Raw genomic sequence first — 13,764 nt, forward strand, 5'->3', positions numbered from 1 at the left:
TTGATTTTGCGCTTTAGTTGGAGTAAAAGATGTATCTCCCGCTGAATGTAAATTGTGAGTTAGTCATCTACTATGTAGCCATGGATGAGGAACAAGTCAGTGATTCTCAGGCTTGAACTCAGTTTGCAGTAGAGTTTGATGAATATATCAGGTTCAAACTTTCTATCTATCTTTCAAATCAACGATTTAACCTACAAGGAGTCTTAATCATGAAACTCACCTATCGCGGCATCTCTTACGAAGTTTCTGCCCCTATCCAGCCTAACTCCGTTCCTAAGGAACAACCCAAATTTAAACTCATTTATCGAGGCAACACATTCGACTACACTCCACGTCCTATGGTGGTGCCTGAAGCGGAAGAAACAGATTGGTCAACTGTAACCCTAATCTACCGAGGGAATACCTACGAGCGTAGACTTCCCCCGCCCAAACCCTATCAAAAGCCCCGTGCGATCAACTGGCGTTGGCAGTTTGAATAATGTATCGTCTAATACCTCTTCATCAGAATTGCTACTAATCCAATATTTCAAGTATGAGGTGTAAATGTTATGAGCTTATTTACGCAATTGCCTAAAATATCTGCTTTCACAGAATCAGATCGCCAGAAAGCAGACAAATGGCAAAAGTACAGCGACTCAGACCAAATTCCAACTGAACAGAGCGATCGCTCTGTTAGCAAAGTTCAGTCGATCCTAACTCTAATAGGGAATCTATGGCAGAACGCGATCGCATCCCTAACTAAAGAACCGGAAATACATGAACGGCAGGAAAAAGATCGCAGCGATTGGCATGAATACGACCCATGGACAAGCGAATGTTTCTTAAGAGACCGTTTCTTTAGAGATCAACTCAACGATCTCGATCGTTAAGGAGCCAAAAGTGATGTATACATTGAATCTCCAAACAGCCATCCAGTGGAAAGATTACTGCGACTTAGAATTAATTCCAACTGAACAGAGCGATCGCTCTGTTAGCAAAGTTCAGTCAATCCTAACTCTAATAGGGAATCTATGGCAGAGTGCGATCGCATATCTAACCAAAGAACCGGAATTAAAGTTATGGCAAAACAAAGATCGCTTGGGTCACATGCATTGGCACGCTAATGACCCAGTGACAGGGAAATCAGTTTCCTTTGCTTCTGAGTTGGAAATGCTGAGCTGGATTGAGAACCTTTATAGTCGCGATCGCTGGTAACGAACTATATGCTCCATTCGCAAAATGATTTGTTCTGAAGATGCGATCGTTAAACTCAGGCACGAATGCCGAACTTTATATTCCCAAAAACTCAATTTCTTAAAGGAGAAAATCATGACTCACGCAATATTGCAGACAAAAATCAATGCTACAGCAATTCTTGTTGGTGCAACATTAGCTGTAATAGGTGGTGTTTTACCTGCTTCAGCCAATGAACTCCTGAATGCCCACAACTCGTACCGATCGCAAGTCGGTGCACCACCCCTCACTTGGTCTAATACTTTGGCAAGGCAGGCTCAAGACTGGGCAAATCACCTCAGTTCCAACAGAAAATTCGAGCATAGCAGATCTGGTCAAGGAGAAAACCTTTGGATGGGTACATCACGTAAGTTTAGCTTTACACAAATGGTTGGGAGTTGGGGTGGAGAAAAGCAGTATTTTGTCAATGGAACCTTTCCTAATGTTAGCAAGACTGGTGATTGGGCAAAAGTCGGTCACTATACTCAAGTAGTTTGGAGGAATACTAAGGAAGTAGGATGTGCTGGTGTTGACGGGCGTGATGGAAATTATAGACTCGTTTGTCGCTACTCTCCTGGAGGAAATGTTAAAGGACAACGTCCTTATTAATTGAGTCAGCAACCTGTAGGATAAATCAGCAGGAATGTAATCATAGTGGGCATTCCTGCTGGTAGAGCTTTAGGAGCCAAATGCTTACTGGCTCTTACTTCTCTCGTTATCTTTTTAAATGTAATCTCACGTAGTGTAAGTTCATGAACGAGAAGTAGAGAGCATCTAGATGTGGAGAGAAGTAAGCACAAAGAGAACAGTGATTAACAATAGCATATGAGGTAGAGAAATGAATTTTGGTGACATATTTACAATTGCCAAGAATTTTCCAGTAAAAGCCCTAAAAGGTTTTTTCATTGGTTGCTTAATAGGTCTAATAACTTGGTTTGTAAGTAGTATTTTTAAGGGAACATTGTATTATCCCATGTTATTTATTGGGTCTTCTGGAGTTGGGTTATACTGTGGTTTGTTTTTTTCAAATCAATTGACAAAGTTTGGGGTAATCTTTGTGTTTACTACTCTAACTTACATAGCTATGAGTACTAACATTAGAGATGTGTTTGGAGGGAATGAGCAAGAACTTCTAAGTTATATAGCAACCTATGGTTTTCTTTGCCTCATCTTTGGTGGTGGGATAGATAGTATTTCCACCTGGAGTAATGATGAAAGCAAAAAATCTTGACCCATAAAGAAAATAACTGATTCTCAATTTTGCATAACCCCAAAGATATTTTCATCAGTCAATTGAAATTCCTTGGATAGTGCGAACATAATCTCGGAGGTTGAGCGAAAGAAAGTACGATCACCTTCCCAAAATTCTTGCAATAGAAATGCGATCGCTTCAAACAAACCGTCATCCAGAATACCTGGAGGACATTATCTTCAAGGAGAAGAACAATGACTACTATTAACTGTTTTCCAGTCGAATCGAAAAATAGACCAACTGTGATTCTTAATGCTCTTTCTGTTGGAGTGCTAACTTCAATATCTCTAACGCTGATTGCATTAGCTGGAGCACCATTGGTTTTGGCTCAAACCCCTGTCATGCCAAAGCCAGATCGTAATGGCGATTACTTTGGTAATGAAGCACTCATCCAAGGCACAGTACCGAGACCATATTCCGCCGGCTCGTTATGGCAAGTCGTCGTTCCAGGGGGGGTAGATTGTCATAGCGGTGTTGGGTTAGATTATGGAATTACACGACAGTTCAAGCGAGGAGAGCTTTTGCAGGCAGATTTAGGTCGTGGAGGTGCTGACGAAGTGTTAAGGAATGCAAAAGATAGGAATGGTAAACCCTGGATGCGTGTAAGAAGCGCTTCAGGAGAGAACTACAACTGTTATGTCAGAGCCAACAATGCCTCTATTCAGCCTTATCAAGGAAAAGGAAAAATATAACGATCACCACTTTCATCGAGTGCGTTAACGAAGTGTAGCGCATTCTCTAAATCTCTTTAAGGAACACATTCATGACTATTGCAAATGCAAACCTAGAAGGAAGTTGGACACTTAAAGCAGCAGTGCCTCCCGCTTCTACCAAACACGAAAATTACAGCTGAATTTAAGGATGGCAAACTTAGCGGCAATGGAGGCATCAATCAATATAGTACTATTTACACAGTTGAACCCCTAGATCGAACTTCTGGTAAAATCAAGATTGAGAAGATAACCCTGACAAAAGTAGGTGGTAGTGAGGAGGTGCTCGCACAAGAAAGCAGCTATTTTCAGGCACTAGAACAAGTTCGCGAATACAGTGTAACCGATCGAGGCTTAACCCTCTCATATACCTCCCCGTGGCATTATTTAGGATTCATTCAGCAGTAATCGATCGTGCATTCGACTAAACCGCAACAGAGCGATCGCCTTCTCAAAACTTTTGGTACAGAAGTGCGATCGCACCACTTGTTGGTCTAGATTCGGAAGGGGTGCGATCGCCAGTTGAGGTAATTATTACTAAACTCCAGTTATCATGGAAATGAAGCAGATCGAACAGAGGTTTTAACCATGAAACAAATAACTCTACCTATTAATTTATCTCAAGAAGGAATTAAACAATTTTGTCAACGTCACTCGATCCGCAAGTTGTCTTTATTTGGCTCAGTATTAAGGGATGATTTTACCAGAGAAAGTGATGTTGATATTTTAGTGGAATTTGAACAGGGGAAAACTCCGGGTTTAGCTATTATTACGATGGAAGATGAGTTATCAAATATGATCGATCGCCAGATAGATTTAAGAACACCAGCAGATTTAAGCCGTTATTTTCGCAAACAAGTCTTAGCAGAAGCGATAGTTATCTATGAGCAGAATTGATGATTTGACTCGGCTAAAACACATCAGAGATTCAGCACAAGAGGCGCTTTCTTTTGCAAATAATCGCACTAGAGAAGATTTGGATTATGATAGGATGCTATCTTTAGCTCTAGTAAGATTAGTTGAAATCATAGGTGAAGCTGCAAATAATGTTTCTGAACCATGCCAAACTAAGTATTTTAAAATACCTTGGCGACAAATTATTGGCATGAGAAATCGCATTATTCATGCTTATTTTGATGTAGATTTAGATATTGTCTGGCAAGTAATAACTCAAGATTTAGGTTCACTTTTGATTGAGGTTAAAAAGGCAATAAACGATTTAGAGATATGAATTATGATATATTGCTCCGGCAATGAAAAAGAAAGCATAGGATAATAGAAGTAAAGGCACAAGGAGGTTTGACATGGATAAACCAGATGGCCGACACCTATCGATAGAGACGCAAAATTACCTTCGACAGCAAGCGATCCGGTTGCGAGAACAAGGGAAACGAGTATGTGATATTAGTGAGTACCTGGGGATTCATCGTAACACGATTACGGAGTGGTGGTGGGCGTATCAAGATTACGGAGAAGCAGCCCTGTTTCAGCAGCGACGAGGACGAGAGGTAGGGGAAGGGCGCAGTTTAAGTGCCTCAGAGGAAACAACGATTGAAGCAATGCTGCGGGGACACAGCCCGGAGGAATACCAGATCGAGAGCGCCTTGTGGAGTAGACGAGCCGTAAAAGCCTTAATCGAGCAAGAATTAGGTGTGGAGATGCCAATCCGCACAGTGGGGAATACCTCAAACGATGGGGCTACAGCCCCCAGAAGCCGATCGAACGTGCCTATGAGCAAGACCCCGCTGCCGTGAAACACTGGTTACAGGAAGAATATCCCGCGATTGAGCAACGGGCACAAGCAGAAGGTGCCGAAATCGAGTGGGGAGATGAATCGGGACTCAGTTCTGATGAGTATGGGGGGCGAGGTTATGCACCCAAGGGGCATCCCCCTGAAATTCGTCCTAGTAAACGCGAGCGGACACGGTTGAATTTCATTGCTAGCATCAGTAATCAAGGCACGATTCAATTTATGCTTTACACCTGTACCTTGACAGCCCCAGTATTTATTGAATTTCTGCAACGGTTGATTGACAAGCGTTCAAGCAAACTGTTTTGGATCGTGGATCGCCATCCCGTCCATCGAGAGCGCCCCGTGCAGCAATGGTTAGAACAGCACTCCCAGGAGATCGAGTTATTTTATTTGCCTTCCTATGCGCCGCAGTTGAATCCAGTAGAGTATTTCAATGGTGATGTGAAACAGGGAGTTCACGCCAAACCTCTGACGCGAAACCTGGGTCAATTAAAACATAGATTGCTATCTCAACTGCAGAAATTGCAGAGATTGCCTGCCCACATTAGGAGTTACTTTAAGCATCCATCTATTATTTATGCTGCTCTATAGATTGCATTCTATTTTATTGCCAAGGCAATAGCTATAGCCAATAGGCTTAGGACGGGGTGCAGGGGTTCCACCCCTGCACGGGGGCACAGCCCCCACACCCCCTGTCCTAACAGATCTGTCTAGGGCTATAATAGAGAACAGGTTAGAACCAATGATGATGCGCGAGCGCACTCTCGTTACTCTAGGTTCAGTTGTGCGATCGCCCTCCAAAAACTTGTAACACAAAAGTGCGATCGCATCTCTCAGTATGTAGAAGTGCGATCGCTGGCGGGATTTTGTTGGCATCAAATACTTCTCTCATCTGAGGCCACTAATAACTAAACTCTACAGTAACAGAGGTTTGAACTCTTTGTTCGCCACCAATTACGGGTGTAGGCGGAGCGGCATCGACAGCTTGAAGCGCAGCGCGATTAGTAAATACTGGTTGAATTGGCGAAGCGTTATTTACCTGGATGGTGCGGACGGATTGTACTTTGAGATTGAGCGCGCCGAGTACGGCATCAGCTTGTGCTTGTGCGTCTTTGACCGCATCTTGCAACGAAGCATTACGGGCGGCGCGGATGGCATCTTCGGGCGCAATAAAGCTTATTTGATCGACGCGATTGGCACCAGAGTTAACGGCTGCATCCATTGTATTGCCCGCTTTGTCGAGGGAGGTGACGAAACTAACGCTGGCTTGTCCCGTAAAACCTACCTGGCGCTGGCGATTATTTTCGAAGACGTATTTGGGGTTGAGCGTGATATTTGTAGTTTGCAGTTTCTCGACATTAAGCTCTTGCAGCTTAGCGACGATCGCATTAGCTTTACGGGCAATTTCCACCTGCACATCCTGCGCGGTTTTGGCTTCTACTTCCACACCAAGCTGGACGCGAGCTTTAGTAGTTTGCACGGGGCGATCGCCCTGTCCGGTTACAACTAAAGTTCTGGCAGGACGAACTTCTTGAGCGATCGCCGCAGGTAAATCCATCACGCTAAAACAAATTAATAGAGGCAAGACTGCGATTCTAGCAGCTTTGGCGATACTTTCCATATTTTGCTTTACTGGCTTCACAGGTCCGTTCATAAATAATCCCCACTAAAAATTTTCTACTAAATCTTATATCTACGCAATCTGATTTGATATGGGTGTGTGGGGGCACAGACTCATGCAGGAGTAAAACCTCTGACCCCGTCCTAATACTAACTTGTTGCTATAGCAATTAAAAAGGCAGGCTGCTTGCCTGCCCCCCTGTGGTTGCCGAGTGCTCAATCAAGTGTTTGACAAATGGTTGCTCACTCTACTTGACAAATTCACAGAGAAAAACTACATGTGCTGAAATGTTAAGTCGCAACTGGGAAGAATTTGTTCCCAGTTCTTGCTCTAAATCGCAATTAACAATTAAGCAGTTACAGCTTTAGATTCAACTCCACCTAAAGATTCCAACACGATATCTGCAAGGTCGTTGATAAATAAGGGATGGACGTTGAGTGCGGGAACGCGCTCAAAGTGGTGAATGCCAACAGATTCAGCAACTTCACGGTATTCCATATCAATTTCTTGTAGCGTCTCGATATGCTCTGAGATGAAACTAATGGGAATTACGAGCAAATCTTTGATGCCGCGCTTAGCCAACTGGGCGATCGCTTCTTCAGTGTAGGGCTGCAACCACTCAACAGGGCCGACGCGACTTTGGTATGCCAGAGTATGGGCGTTAAAGCGTCCGTAGTGCTGGCGCAGCGATCGCATGATCAGGTCAACGCAGTTTTCGATTTCGACTTGATAGGGATCGCCGTACTCGCTTACGTACTTCTTGGGTACGCCGTGGGCGCTGAAAAATATATGTACGCGATCGGGGTCGTCAAAGGCGTGCATCTTCGTATCGATCGCCTCGCTCATGGCTTTAATATATCCGGGACGGTCGTACCAGGATTCAATCGTGATGCGCTCGATCTTTTGCAGTTCTTTGTCATTTTCCCAGAGCCGATCGATTAGCTTAAAACTGGAACCGCTGGTACTGATTGAAAACTGAGGATAGAGCGGCAATACGATCAGCTTGGTGATTCCATCCTGCTTTATTTGCGCCAGAGCTTCCTCGGTGTAGGGCTTCCAATAGCGCATTCCCACATATACTTTAACAGGCTGCCCGCGATGTTCTAAAGCGGTGGCGATCGCTTCTGCCTGCGCCTCAGTAATTTCGCGTAGTGGAGACTTACCACCAATAAGGGCATAGTTTTGTTGGGACACGGGTGCGCGTGTCGCTGCAATCAGTGTAGCAATGGGTTTTTGCAGAAATCTTAGCGGAAGGCGGATCAAATCCGGGTCAGAGAACAGATTGTAGAGAAACATGTAAACATCCTCTAGCTTATCTGGCCCTCCGAGATTTAATAGCAAAACACCAACACGGCTACTCATGCGGCAGATCCTGAATCTTAGATAATTATTAATAATAGCTTAATACTTGTTAATAATTATTGTTATAAGTGATTTGTTATGGTTTACATGCCGGGCATAAACAAAAGTAAGTAAGAAAGTGATTCCAGGGTTGTGAGTGCAAATCTGACAGCAACAATTATAGGGTTGGTCGTTGCCTTATTCGGGCCAGTGTTATTGGCTGTCGCAGACGCTCGATTTATTCCACCGCAGTCCCCATTGTTTCTGCAGATGCTTGCGATGGGCATGTATGTTGCTATTGTCGGTTATGGCAACGCGATCTCGTCGCGATCGTAATTGCCCATGTTATTACAGATTTGTCGGGTATCGTTATTATGCCATTGTTAGCAAGGTTGAAAGTATAGCGAAGTAGATATCCTATAGCGGTTTTCAGATGAAAACGAGAAGGGGGTTTGGGGGCAACGCCCCCAAGAAGGGGTTTCACCCCTTCACCCCGTCAATAAAACCTGTTCTCAATTGAAAAACGCTATATTTTCCGGCTAGTCCCTTATTGAGATTGGTGCTGTAGTAGAAACCATAGCTGCTGTTAGTTGGCTGGGAGAAACCGTAAAGGGAAGGCGATGAATATCTGATTCCGGTCGGCAAGCGACGATAGCCGCAGTTTCTAATTCCCGTAATGTCACGTCCGCTAAACCTAAATCTGCTAAATTTTTGGGTAGTCCGATATCATCGTAGAACTTGAGTAGCTGGTGTCTGGCAGTGGTAGCTAATTGGCTGCCTTGAAATTCTTCCAGGCGTAACTGCACGAGAATACCATAGGCTACCTTTTCACCGTGCAAAGTGCCGTGGGATTGCAACAAATGCGTCAGGCCATTATGGACGGCATGGGCGGCAACTGTGCGACACTGAGCGCCACCAACCCCACCAATTACACCTGCTAGGCAAACCGTGGCATCTACAACCTCGCGCCAGACATCTCCACCCAGATTTTCGATCGCTTCTTTGGACTTTTGCAACAGAATATCGCGCAAGATCCTGGCTTCCTGCACCGCTGCAATTACCATGGTGCGATCGCTGCTACCACTACTGACTGATGCTTCGTACCATTTGGCGATCGCATCGCCTATCCCTGCCACCAGCGTACGCTGTGGTGCCGTCGCAATCAGATCGTAGTCCACTACCATTAAGTCGGGACAGCGACCGAGCGCCACGTCATAACTAAATGCCCCTGCTTCGCTATAGACATTACTCAAAGCCGTCCAGGCCGCGCAGGTAGCACCTGTTGTCGGAATCGTCACTACAGGCAAATTAGCTAGATCGCCTGCAAGTTTGGCGGTATCTAAGGCTTTACCGCCGCCCGCACCAACAATTGTGGCGATCTGATGGGTGGAGATTTCCTCGCGTAAAATGGCGAGGTTAGTTTCCGTACAATCCGCGATCGCGGGTGCATAATGAATTGTTGCCTGAGTTGCGATCGCGGCACGCTCTAGATGGGGAGCAATTAAATCTTTTGCCCTGGCTCCCGCCACGACCAAAATACTACGACTAACCCCATACCGCCAACGAGATAAGTAATCGCCAAGTTGTGAGATAATTCCCTGACCGCGCCAAACTTGTGCTGGAGCGATCGCCAGCATTGGTAAGCTATCAATAGTATTTGCGACCATTTTGGAGTATAAGCTCATTTAACCTAATACAGAAATTATATCGAAACTATATCCAGCTTAGTTATCCAGCTTACATAATTAGCCATGCATAATCTAACTTCTCGTCGGTGGTTTTTAGGCAGCGTGTCGGGCGCGATCGCCATGACCGCGCACCAACTAGTCGGTCAGTTACAGGCAAGTGCTGAGTCCCAAAAAGCAAGTACCTCTGGCGTAGCGATCAAGCCACCCATGCTCAGGTCGGGCGACACAGTGGGAATGGTAGCACCTGCGAGTAATGTCTACGAGCAAGAGGAAATTAAAATTGCGATGGAGACGATGGAGCAGTATGGATTTAAGGTCGTATTGGGCAAGCATATCAACGCTCAATATGGATATCTCGCTGGCAGAGATAAAGAGAGAGCTGAGGATATTAATGAAATGTTTCGCCGCTCTGATATTCGCGGTATAGTCACGTTTTCCGGTGGCTATGGCTGCAGCCGCCTGTTACCTTTTCTGGATTACGATCTAATTCGCCAGAATCCCAAAGTCGTGGTCGGGCATAGCGATATTACGGCTTTGCTAATCGGAATTTATCAAAAGACAGGTCTGATTGGATTTCACGGTTCGTCGGGTCTAACGGGTGTAGGCGACTATGCGATCGCCAGTTTCCGCCAGGCAATTATGAACTCTGGCAAAATTGGTAGAGTTGCGGCACCACCAGCTAATGGTAAATCGGTAGAAAGGGATAATCGTCTAGTCACGATCGTTCCGGGTCGGGCTACGGGGCAACTAGTGGGAGGGAATCTCACACTGGTAACGAATCTGATTGGTTCGCCCTACGAACCCGACACTAAGGGCAAAATCCTATTTCTAGAAGATGTGGGCGAAGAACCCTATCGCATTGACCGCATGTTAACGCAACTGTGGCTGACAGGGAAATTGCAGGATGCTGCTGGCATTGCCCTGGGACATTTTAAAGATTGCGTTCCCAAGGAATTCCAACCGAGTTTCTATCAGACGCTAAGTTTAGAACAAGTTTTGCGCGATCGCTTTGAACCCCTAGGCATTCCCACACTATATAACCTCATGTTCGGCCACATTCGAGAGAATGCCGTACTACCGATTGGTGCAATGGCAACCCTAGATGCTACAGCCAGAACCCTCACTGTTGAGGAGAATGCAGTTGTCTAGCAACTGCATTTATAGCTAAAATTAGCCGCCTAACCATTACAATTGACCGATTTCGACAATTTCGGAGAGCCTTGCATCAACATTTCAGCCAGCGACGTGATATATAGCAGTTTTCAATTCGCTTTTTTCAGTGACATTCGTCTGAGTAATACTAATAGCTACATCGCTGTTTGGGTTTGGTATTATTTTATTGAGTAATAAGAGATGAACCTATGACCACAAGTAACAATAAGAACGACAGAATAGATCGAATAGAGGAACTCATAATCAAACTTGCTAACACTCAGGAGCGACTGGCTGAGACAATGGGAAATAGTCATGAGTTCATGTCGGAAATCCGAACTACGATGACTGAAAATATTACGCTACTCACTCAGGCAATAGTCGATTTAAGACAGCGTCAAGATGAAACGGATCGGAGGTTTTATGTTTTACTAGAGGAGTTTCGCCATCTGAATCGCCGCAACCAAACCTCTCAAAACTAGGGCAAAATAGGCACTGCAACAATATCCTGGCCAAACATCATTTGACGAGTTTGACGAATTGCACGAGAGTCGTTCGCTTTATAATTCTTGACCGCAGAAAGAATTCGCAAACTAGAACTTTTCCAGCGATCGCCAGTAGCGACTCATTGGAAAGTGCAATACTGGAGACCAGAGACTACTAAGAATTGCAGATCCCAAAGCAACCCGTTGCTGAAGCATCCAAACCGCGACAAAATTTTTCTCTATCAGAGCTAGTTGAATTGCCAGTGATGTCTCAGTAATTACCGTCATGCCAAACACGATCAACGCTACAGAGATAAAGTCTTCTTGCATATAACGTTGCTTTTGCAACATAGCAGTCAGACTGCCTGCGATACCCATACCAATAGCATGGGTAGGAGCTAGTATCACCTGGCTCGGAATTGTAATTGCATCCTGCAGAAACCCTAACGCTACACCCGCGATCGCGGCAATTAAGACCGGACGCTTCAAACTCCATGCCACCAGCCAGATTAATAACCAGTTAGGTCCTAATCCCATCAAACTCATGCCGGGTAGCCTTGTATGTAAAGCTAAGGTACATAGCAAAACTGACAGTAAGGTAACCAGCCAACTAACTATAAAACGGGACTTTGCTCCAGGGGCCTTGAGGTTATGTAACGACATTAAATAGAGTTCATGAATTAACTTATTGTCTGGGGTTTAATCTATCTTCGGAATTGGATAGCTCGGATACAGATTCAGTGTAAGGGTAAACTCTCACAAACTCCAACGGCCCCATAGGTACAGAGAACTCTACTTGTGCTTCAGGCGCTGGTTGCTTATCTAAGTTGACAGACTTAATCCTGCCCACCGGAATTCCCGCTGGAAACATAGAACTAAAGGGTGAGGTGAGGACAATATCACCGGGTTTGACTCCCGGATCGCGATCGAAAAATTCCAAAATCGCCAGATCTTGCGCTTGACCGTGCAGCACCCCCATACTACGAGTGCGACTGATCGTCACGCCTACCTGACTAGTCGGATCGCTAATTAACAGAACGCGGCTGCTATTTGGCGAAACGCTGGCAACTCTTCCGACCAGGCCGCCTGGGCCAACTACTAACGCACCGATATTAATCCCATCACTGCTACCGCGACTGATTACAATCTGCTGCCACCAGGAGTCACCGCTACGACCAATGACCGAAGACCAGATACCGCGTCCTGCTAACCTCGATTTTGTCCCCAATAACGCCTTAAGCTGACGATTTTGATTTTCAATCTCAGTGATGCGGTACTGTAACTCGCGAATTTGAGCATTCGCAAGCACCTCCTTATCAGAATATTCAAACTGAAAAGGACGACTTAATAACTGGTAGATCTCCATTAGAGCAACGCCTTGGGTTTGCCTAATTGCCCAGGCAATTGCCAGCCCTAAGCTCGCAAGCAATACCTGTAACCTATAGCGCTCCCACCAACGGCGAATAGACTCCATAGTCTAGAAATTACGGATGCGATTCGTCAGGACGCGACTCAGTCTCTTATAGTCTTCTAGCACGTGACCCGCACCCATCACTACGCAGTTTAATGGTGCCGGTGCAATATGAGTAACGATACCAGTTTCATGACTGATCAAGGTATCGATACCATTTAACAAAGCACCACCACCAGCAAGCATAATGCCGCGATCTACAATATCCGCCGCTAGCTCGGGTGGAGTCCGCTCCAGGGTGCGCTTAACAGCCTCAACAATCACTGATAAAGGCTCTGCCATGCTTTCCCGAATCTCGCTGGCTTTAACAGTTACAGTACGAGGCATTCCAGATAGCAGGTGCAAACCTCTGACCTCCATCGAGGCATCGTCATTTGTGGGGTAGGCAGAACCTATTTTAATTTTGATTTCTTCAGATGTTCGCTCGCCGACAACTAGATTGTGCACTTTTTTCATGTAGTTCATGATTGCTTCGTTAAGCTCGTCGCCAGCGACCCGCACCGACTCGCTAAGTACGATGCCCTGTAAGCTCATGACGGCAACTTCTGTGGTACCCCCACCGATGTCGATAATCATATTGCCAGTTGCTTCAGTTACTGGTAACCCCGCCCCGATCGCCGCTGCTACCGGCTCGTCGATCGGATACACTTCTCTGGCACCAGCCCGACGCGCCGCATCCATCACTGCGCGCCATTCCACGCCAGTTACTCCACTGGGAATGCCGATCGCAATGCGCGGATTAAATATGCCGCGTTTGACGCGCTGGATAAACGCCCGCAGCATCATTTCTGCCGCATCAAAATCGGCAATTACGCCGTCGCGTAATGGTCTGACGGCAATAATGTCGCCTGGGGTACGACCAATCATCTTATTGGCTTCATCACCCACTGCGTAGGCAGTATTGTCTCGCTTATCGATCGCAACCACTGAAGGCTCTTGTAAGACTATGCCCTCGCCTGAGACATATATAACAGTGTTGGCAGTACCTAGGTCGATGCCAATATCCTTTGAGAAGCTACGTAAGATACCCACGTCAGGTTATTCCAGAGAGTAAAAGTTAAAGTTCACCGGCAGATTCT

Annotated in this window: 19 protein-coding genes; 13 read left to right on the forward strand and 6 right to left on the reverse strand. The window is 45.6% G+C overall.

Annotated elements, in window-relative coordinates:
• Positions 1-209: 209 nt before the first annotated feature.
• The 11 genes from PSE6802_RS0100065 to PSE6802_RS27145 all read left to right on the forward strand — a co-directional run bounded on the left by PSE6802_RS0100065 (position 210) and on the right by PSE6802_RS27145 (position 5,518).
• Entirely contained in the window at positions 210-479 is a 270-nt protein-coding gene (locus PSE6802_RS0100065) for a DUF4278 domain-containing protein (RefSeq protein ID WP_019498028.1), read from the forward strand.
• 69 nt (positions 480-548) lie between these two features.
• A complete protein-coding gene (locus PSE6802_RS0100070) occupies positions 549-869 on the forward strand; it encodes a hypothetical protein (RefSeq protein WP_019498029.1) in 321 nt (106 codons plus the stop codon).
• A 13-nt stretch (positions 870-882) separates the two neighbouring features.
• A complete protein-coding gene (locus tag PSE6802_RS0100075; RefSeq protein ID WP_019498030.1) occupies positions 883-1,194 on the forward strand; it encodes a hypothetical protein in 312 nt (103 codons plus the stop codon).
• A gap of 114 nt (positions 1,195-1,308) precedes the next feature.
• A complete protein-coding gene (locus PSE6802_RS0100080) occupies positions 1,309-1,821 on the forward strand; it encodes a CAP domain-containing protein (RefSeq protein ID WP_051050551.1) in 513 nt (170 codons plus the stop codon).
• 229 nt (positions 1,822-2,050) lie between these two features.
• A complete protein-coding gene (locus tag PSE6802_RS0100085) occupies positions 2,051-2,443 on the forward strand; it encodes a hypothetical protein (protein WP_019498032.1) in 393 nt (130 codons plus the stop codon).
• Positions 2,444-2,658: 215 nt separating this feature from the next.
• Positions 2,659-3,156, forward strand: coding sequence for a hypothetical protein (locus PSE6802_RS0100095; protein WP_019498034.1), 498 nt, complete (start codon positions 2,659-2,661; stop codon positions 3,154-3,156).
• Between the two features lie 150 nt (positions 3,157-3,306).
• Positions 3,307-3,582: an META domain-containing protein gene (locus PSE6802_RS35685; RefSeq protein WP_083901632.1), complete on the forward strand. Its 276-nt coding sequence runs from the start codon at positions 3,307-3,309 to the stop codon at positions 3,580-3,582.
• A gap of 180 nt (positions 3,583-3,762) precedes the next feature.
• Positions 3,763-4,071, forward strand: coding sequence for a nucleotidyltransferase family protein (locus PSE6802_RS0100100; RefSeq protein WP_019498035.1), 309 nt, complete (start codon positions 3,763-3,765; stop codon positions 4,069-4,071).
• Entirely contained in the window at positions 4,058-4,405 is a 348-nt protein-coding gene (locus tag PSE6802_RS0100105) for a HepT-like ribonuclease domain-containing protein (RefSeq protein WP_019498036.1), read from the forward strand. Before PSE6802_RS0100100 ends, PSE6802_RS0100105 begins: the two co-directional genes overlap by 14 nt.
• Before the next feature lie 73 nt (positions 4,406-4,478).
• A complete protein-coding gene (locus PSE6802_RS34570) occupies positions 4,479-4,928 on the forward strand; it encodes a helix-turn-helix domain-containing protein (protein ID WP_225902618.1) in 450 nt (149 codons plus the stop codon).
• Positions 4,892-5,518, forward strand: coding sequence for an IS630 family transposase (locus PSE6802_RS27145; RefSeq protein WP_263970299.1), 627 nt, complete (start codon positions 4,892-4,894; stop codon positions 5,516-5,518). The genes PSE6802_RS34570 and PSE6802_RS27145 overlap by 37 nt, the downstream gene beginning before the upstream one ends.
• Positions 5,519-5,828: 310 nt before the next feature.
• On the opposite strand, the gene PSE6802_RS0100115 is transcribed toward PSE6802_RS27145, so the two are convergent.
• From PSE6802_RS0100115 to PSE6802_RS0100125, 3 genes are all read right to left on the reverse strand, one after another.
• Entirely contained in the window at positions 5,829-6,581 is a 753-nt protein-coding gene (locus PSE6802_RS0100115) for an SIMPL domain-containing protein (protein WP_156815355.1), read from the reverse strand.
• Between the two features lie 315 nt (positions 6,582-6,896).
• Positions 6,897-7,910 carry a ferrochelatase gene (hemH, locus tag PSE6802_RS0100120; protein WP_019498038.1) on the reverse strand — a complete coding sequence of 338 codons (1,014 nt, stop codon included), beginning with the start codon at positions 7,908-7,910 and terminating at the stop codon, positions 6,897-6,899.
• Positions 7,911-8,428: 518 nt separating this feature from the next.
• A complete protein-coding gene (locus PSE6802_RS0100125) occupies positions 8,429-9,556 on the reverse strand; it encodes an iron-containing alcohol dehydrogenase family protein (RefSeq protein ID WP_026102954.1) in 1,128 nt (375 codons plus the stop codon).
• 84 nt (positions 9,557-9,640) lie between these two features.
• On the opposite strand from PSE6802_RS0100125, the gene PSE6802_RS0100130 reads away from it, so the two are divergent.
• Positions 9,641-10,726, forward strand: coding sequence for a S66 peptidase family protein (locus PSE6802_RS0100130; protein WP_019498040.1), 1,086 nt, complete (start codon positions 9,641-9,643; stop codon positions 10,724-10,726).
• Positions 10,727-10,938: 212 nt separating this feature from the next.
• Positions 10,939-11,211: a hypothetical protein gene (locus PSE6802_RS0100135; RefSeq protein WP_019498041.1), complete on the forward strand. Its 273-nt coding sequence runs from the start codon at positions 10,939-10,941 to the stop codon at positions 11,209-11,211.
• A gap of 111 nt (positions 11,212-11,322) precedes the next feature.
• Here PSE6802_RS0100135 and mreD read toward each other — a convergent pair whose 3' ends face one another.
• From mreD to PSE6802_RS0100150, 3 genes are read right to left on the reverse strand one after another with little or no spacing between them, the layout of a single operon-like run.
• Positions 11,323-11,877, reverse strand: coding sequence for a rod shape-determining protein MreD (gene mreD / locus PSE6802_RS0100140; protein ID WP_071592238.1), 555 nt, complete (start codon positions 11,875-11,877; stop codon positions 11,323-11,325).
• Positions 11,878-11,899: 22 nt separating this feature from the next.
• Complete coding sequence (gene mreC / locus PSE6802_RS0100145) at positions 11,900-12,688, reverse strand: rod shape-determining protein MreC (RefSeq protein ID WP_019498043.1); 789 nt, start codon at positions 12,686-12,688, stop codon at positions 11,900-11,902.
• Between the two features lie 3 nt (positions 12,689-12,691).
• Positions 12,692-13,717 (reverse strand): rod shape-determining protein, encoded by a 1,026-nt coding sequence (locus PSE6802_RS0100150; RefSeq protein ID WP_019498044.1) that lies wholly within the window; start codon positions 13,715-13,717, stop codon positions 12,692-12,694.
• Between the last annotated feature and the right edge of the window lie 47 nt (positions 13,718-13,764).

Source organism: Pseudanabaena sp. PCC 6802 (genome assembly GCF_000332175.1).
Classification (GTDB): domain Bacteria; phylum Cyanobacteriota; class Cyanobacteriia; order Pseudanabaenales; family Pseudanabaenaceae; genus PCC-6802.